Genomic DNA, 5,112 nt, shown 5'->3' with positions numbered 1-5,112 from the left:
CGCGCCGGGTGGTGCGCCCACCCACCCGCGCCCCCACCCGGGGCGCGGGTGCCAACCGCCCATGCCGGGGCCGCTGCACGCGTGCGCCGGCGTTGGCCATTTCTAGGTCATTTCTACGAAGGCCCCTCTTAGCATGGCCCGCACAGGGCACGGCCACATGGCTGCCCTGCCCCTCAACCAAACACCCAGGAAGGGACACGCCATGAGCACGCAAATGCTGATCTACGAAACCGCATTCCCCGTCTCGGCCCGACGCCACGCCCAATGGAGCGTGGAGCCCTCGGGCGATTACGCCTTCAGCGCCAAGGTCAACTCGGTGCCCCTGATGGCGGTGGAGTTCCCCCCGGCGGCGGCCGAGTACGCCATCGTGTTCGCCGGCAAGGACGACGCGGTGATGCCGGTGGTGATCCTGGGCATGCGCGGCAACCAGAACGTGTACCTCGACCCCAAAGGCGGCTGGCAGGCCAAGTACATCCCGGCCTTCATCCGCCGCTACCCCTTCATCTTCTCCAGCGACGAGGCGGGCAAGACCCTCACCCTGTGCATCGACGAGGCCTACAAGGGCTGCAACCAGGCCGGGCGCGGCCAGCGCCTGTTCGACGAGGCCGGCCAGCCCACGCCCTACGTGGACAACGTGCTCAAGTTCCTGCAGAGCTACCAGGCCCAGTTCCAGCGCACCCAGCAGTTCTGCCGCAAGCTCAAAGACATGGGCCTGCTGGAGCCCATGCAGGCCTCCGTCACCCTGCCCAGCGGTGAAAAGCTCGCCCTCACCGGCTTCATGGCCGTGGACCGCCAGAAGCTCAAGGCCCTCAGCGGCGATCAGCTCAGCGACTTGGCCAAGACCGACGAGCTGGAGCTGGTGTATCTGCACCTCGAATCCATCCGCAACTTCGCCGGCGTGCGCGACCGCCTCACCGTGATCCCCGGTGGCCGGGCCGACGACAGCGCCACCCCGGGCGAGGCCCAGCAGGCCGCGGCCTGACCCGCCACCTGGGCCTGTGCTGAACGCACAGGCCCAGCCCCACCGCCAGGCCCCTTGCCATGAGCAGCACCGCCTCTGTTCACGCCCTGGTGCAGAGCGACCCGGCGCGCGCCGAATCGGCCGCCTGGGCCAGCTTCACCGCGCCCGGCAGCACCAGCGACTTTCACGCCAGCTGGCTGGGCATCCTGTGCGCGCAACTCGCCCAGGCCAAGGGCGCTCTGCTGCTGCTGCGCGACGAGCGCGACGACAGCCCCGGTGGCAGCTTCGTGGCCGCTGCCGTGTGGCCCGACCCCAGCCGCCCCATGCAATACCTTGGCCCCACCGCCACCCGCGCCCTGCAAGAGCGCCGCGGCGTGGTGCTGGGCGCCGACGGCAGCCAGCCCCCTGCGCGCGAGCAGCCGGTGCACATCGGCTACCCCATTGAGGTGGAAGGCGAGTTGCAAGGTGCCGTGGTGGTGCACCTCAACCCCGCCCCAGAGGCCGAGCTGCAACGCGACCTGCGCCTGCTGCACTGGGGCACCGCCTGGCTCATCGACCAGTTCCGCCAACGCCGCCACCAGCACGAGCGCCAGCACCTCCAGCGCCTCACCACCATCACCAACGCGATGGCCACCGCCACCCAAGGCGATGGTCTGGTGCCCAGCGCCGTGGCCACCGTCAATGCCCTGGCCACCGAACTCGGCTGCGAGCGCGTGAGCCTGGGCCTGGACAACGAAGGCGACGCCCGCGTGCTGGCCGTTTCGCACACCGCCACCTTCGACCCCAAGAGCCAGCTGCTGCGCCTGATCGCCGAGGCCATGGACGAAGCGCTCGACCTGGACACCACCCTGGTCTACCCCCCGCCCGACGGCGACGAACTCGGCGCCATTGCCCACCGCGAACTCGCCCGCGAGACCCGCCTGGCCGCCATCTGCACCGTGCCCCTGATCGACCAGGGCCAGCCCTTCGGCGTGCTCTGCTTCGAGCGCCACGCCCCGTTTGACGAGGCCACCGCGCAAACCTGCCAGGCCCTGGGCCTGGCCCTGGGCCCGGTGCTGGCCCTCAAGCAAGACAACGAGCGCGGCCTGTGGCAGCGCGTCACCGAGCCCGTGCGCCACGCCGGCACCGTGCTCTTCGGCACCGGCCACCCCGGCGCCAAGATGGCCGCGCTCGGCGCGCTGGCCGTGGTGCTGGCCCTGGGCGTGGTGCAGGCCGAGCACCGCGTGGCCGCCCGCACCGTGGTGGAAGGCGCCGTGCAACGCGCCGCCGTGGCCCCCTTCGCCGGCTACGTGCTGGAGAGCCGCGTGCGCGCGGGCGACACCGTGCGCGAAGGCCAGGTGCTGGCCCGCCTGGACGACCGCGACCTGCGCCTGGAACAAGCCCGCTGGAGCGCCGAGCTGCAGCAACTGCAAGGCAAGCAGCGCCAGGCCATGGCCGCGCAAGACCGCACCAGCATGCTGCTGGCCGGCGCCCAGATCGAGCAGGCCCAGGCCCAGCTGGCCCTGGTGAACAACCGCCTGGAGCGCGCCAGCCTGAAGGCCCCGTTCGACGGCGTGGTGGTCTCGGGCGACCTGAGCCAGCTGCTCGGCACCCCGGTGGAGGTGGGCAAGGTGCTGTTCGAGATCGCCCCGCTGGACGCCTACCGCGTGATCCTGGAGGTGGACGAGCGCGACATCGACCACCTGCGCGTGGGCCAGGGCGGCGAACTCGCCCTCTCCGGCCTGCCCGGCCAGACCCTGCCCTTCGCGGTGAAGCAGATCACCCCCGTGACCACCGCCGCCGAAGGCCGCAACCATTTCCGCGTGGAAGCCGAGGTGCAGGCCGCCACCGACCGCCTGCGCCCCGGCATGGAAGGCGTGGGCAAGGTGCAGGTGGGCGAGCGCCGCCTGATCTGGCTCTGGACGCACCGCTTCACCGACTGGCTGCGCCTCACGCTTTGGAACTGGCTGCCATGAACCAGCCACACCCCTGCTGGCGGAGGGCACCACCATGAGCGGCTCGGTGACCAGCAGTTCGTGGCACCGCGTGGCGGCGCTGCGCCCGCGCCTGCGCGCCCAGGCGCGGCTGTTTCGCCACCGCTACCGCAGCGAGCTGTGGTACCTGCTGCAAGACCCGGCCACCGGGCGCGTGCACCGCTTCTCGCCCGCCGCGCGTCTGCTCATTGCCGCCATGGACGGCCAGCGCACGGTAGACGAGCTGTGGGCCCTGGCCAACCGCCACCTGGGCGAAGACGCGCCCACGCAGGACGAAGTGATACAGCTGCTGGGCCAGCTGCACACCACCGACCTGCTGCAGACCGACGTGACGCCCGACACCGCCGAACTGTTCGAGCGCGGTGAGCGCGAGGCCCGCACCAAGCGCCGCCGCTCCTGGAGCAACCCCATGGCGCTGCGCCTGCCCCTGTGGGACCCCGACGCCTTTCTCAACCGCACCCAATGGGCCGCCAACTGGCTCTGGAGCCGCTGGGGTGCGTTGCTGTGGCTGGCCGTGGTGCTGCCCGCCGCCGCGCTGCTGCCCTCGCAATGGGGCGAACTCACCCACAACCTGAGCGACCGCGTGCTGGCGGTGGACAACCTGCTGCTGCTCTGGATGGTGTTCCCCGCCCTCAAGGCCTTGCACGAGCTGGGCCACGCCTACGCCACCAAGGCCGGCGGCGGCGAGGTGCACGACATGGGCCTGATGTTCCTGGTGCTCATGCCCGTGCCCTATGTGGAGGCCTCGGCCGCCACCGTGTTTCGCGACAAGCGCCAGCGCGCCCTGGTGGGCGCGGCCGGCATGCTGGTGGAGTTGTTCGTGGCCGCCCTGGCCTTCTACCTGTGGATGCTGGCCGAGCCCGGTCTGCTGCGCGCCCTGCTGTTCAACGCCATGCTGGTGGCCGGCGTGTCCACCCTGGTGTTCAACGGCAACCCCCTGCTGCGCTACGACGCCTACTACATCCTGGTGGACCTGATCGAGATGCCCAACCTCGCCCAGCGCGCCACCCGCTACTGGGCCTACCTGTTCGAGCGCCACCTGCTGGGCGTGCACGAGGCCGAATCGCCCGCCCACACCCGAAGCGACCGCGCCTGGTTCCTTTTCTACGGCCTGGCCTCCACCATCTACCGCCTCTTCGTGACCGTGGCCATTGCCCTGTTCGTGGCCACGCAGTTCTTCTTCGTGGGCGTGCTGCTGGCCATCTGGGCGGTGGTCATGATGGCCGCGGTGCCCGTGTTCAAGGCGCTCAAGCACGTGTTCGGTTCGCCGCGCCTGATGCGCCAGCGCCGCCGCGCGGTGGGCGTGGTGGGCAGCGCCGTGGCAGCGGTGCTCTTGCTGGTGCTGGTGGTGCCCATGCCCTTTCGCACGCAAGTGGAGGGCGTGGTGTGGTTGCCCGAAGAATCGCTGGTGCGCGCTGGCCAGAGCGGCTTTGTGCAACAGGTGCTGGCCACCCCGGGCAGCGCTGTGCGCCCCGGCGAGGCGCTGCTGCGCCTGGACGACCCCGCCCTGCTGGCCGAGCGCGACCGCCTGGCCGCCCGCGTGGCCGAGCTGGAGGTGGAACTCGCCTCGCGCCTGGTGAGCGAGCCCGCCGAGGCCGCGCTGGTGCGCGAGAAGCTGCAGGCCGAGCGCACCGGCCTGGCGCTGGCGCAAGAGCAGGTGGCCCGGCTGCTGGTGCGGGCCGAGGCGGCCGGCGTGTTCCAGGTGCCGCAGGCGCGCGATCTGCCCGGCAGCTTCCGCCGCCAGGGTGAGGTGCTGGGCTATGTGCTCGACCCCGCCCCCGAGCGGCGCCAGGCCGTGGCCCGCGTGGTGGTGTCGCAAGCCGATATCGACGTGGTGCGCCAGGCCACCGCCGCCGTGCAGGTGCGCCTGGTGGGTCGCCTGGCCGACGCCCTGCCCGCGCGCGTGGTGCGCGAGGTGCCGGCCGGCGAATCGGTGCTGCCCAGCCGGGCGCTGTCGGTGCAGGGCGGCGGGCGCTTCGCCACCGACCCGGCCGACCCGCAAGGCACCCGCACGCTGGAGCGCCTCTTTCAGTTTGACCTGGCGCTGGACGCCCCGCTGCGCGCCGACCTGTTCGGCCAGCGGGTGCACGTGCGCTTCGAGCACCCGGCCGAGCCCCTGGGCCACCAGTGGTACCGAGGGCTGCGCCGCGTCTTCCTGACCCAGTTCCACGTGTGAGC

At 71.5% G+C, this 5,112-nt stretch carries 3 protein-coding genes; all 3 read left to right on the top strand.

What is annotated here, in order from left to right:
• Positions 1-202: 202 nt before the first annotated feature.
• Genes ACE3RQ_RS02305 through ACE3RQ_RS02295 form a run of 3 tightly spaced genes read left to right on the top strand, consistent with a single transcriptional unit; the run spans position 203 to position 5,110 of the window.
• Positions 203-982 carry a SapC family protein gene (locus tag ACE3RQ_RS02305; RefSeq protein ID WP_374519490.1) on the top strand — a complete coding sequence of 260 codons (780 nt, stop codon included), beginning with the start codon at positions 203-205 and terminating at the stop codon, positions 980-982.
• A 59-nt stretch (positions 983-1,041) separates the two neighbouring features.
• On the top strand, positions 1,042-2,916 hold the full coding sequence (locus ACE3RQ_RS02300; RefSeq protein ID WP_374519488.1) for an efflux RND transporter periplasmic adaptor subunit: 1,875 nt from the start codon (positions 1,042-1,044) through the stop codon (positions 2,914-2,916).
• Positions 2,917-2,950: 34 nt separating this feature from the next.
• Positions 2,951-5,110, top strand: coding sequence for a hypothetical protein (locus tag ACE3RQ_RS02295; protein ID WP_374519486.1), 2,160 nt, complete (start codon positions 2,951-2,953; stop codon positions 5,108-5,110).
• The last annotated feature ends 2 nt before the right edge of the window (positions 5,111-5,112 follow it).

The organism is Hydrogenophaga sp., from assembly GCF_041913525.1.
Taxonomy (GTDB): Bacteria; Pseudomonadota; Gammaproteobacteria; order Burkholderiales; family Burkholderiaceae_C; genus Hydrogenophaga.
This window is presented reverse-complemented; position numbering and strand designations above follow the sequence as displayed.

Excerpts from the sequence above, each read along its gene's own strand:
- ACE3RQ_RS02305 (WP_374519490.1), top strand. The coding sequence starts at position 203 with ATGAGCACGCAAATGCTGATCTACGAAACCGCATTCCCCGTCTCGGCC.
- ACE3RQ_RS02300 (WP_374519488.1), top strand. The coding sequence starts at position 1,042 with ATGAGCAGCACCGCCTCTGTTCACGCCCTGGTGCAGAGCGACCCGGCG.
- ACE3RQ_RS02295 (WP_374519486.1), top strand. The coding sequence starts at position 2,951 with ATGAGCGGCTCGGTGACCAGCAGTTCGTGGCACCGCGTGGCGGCGCTG.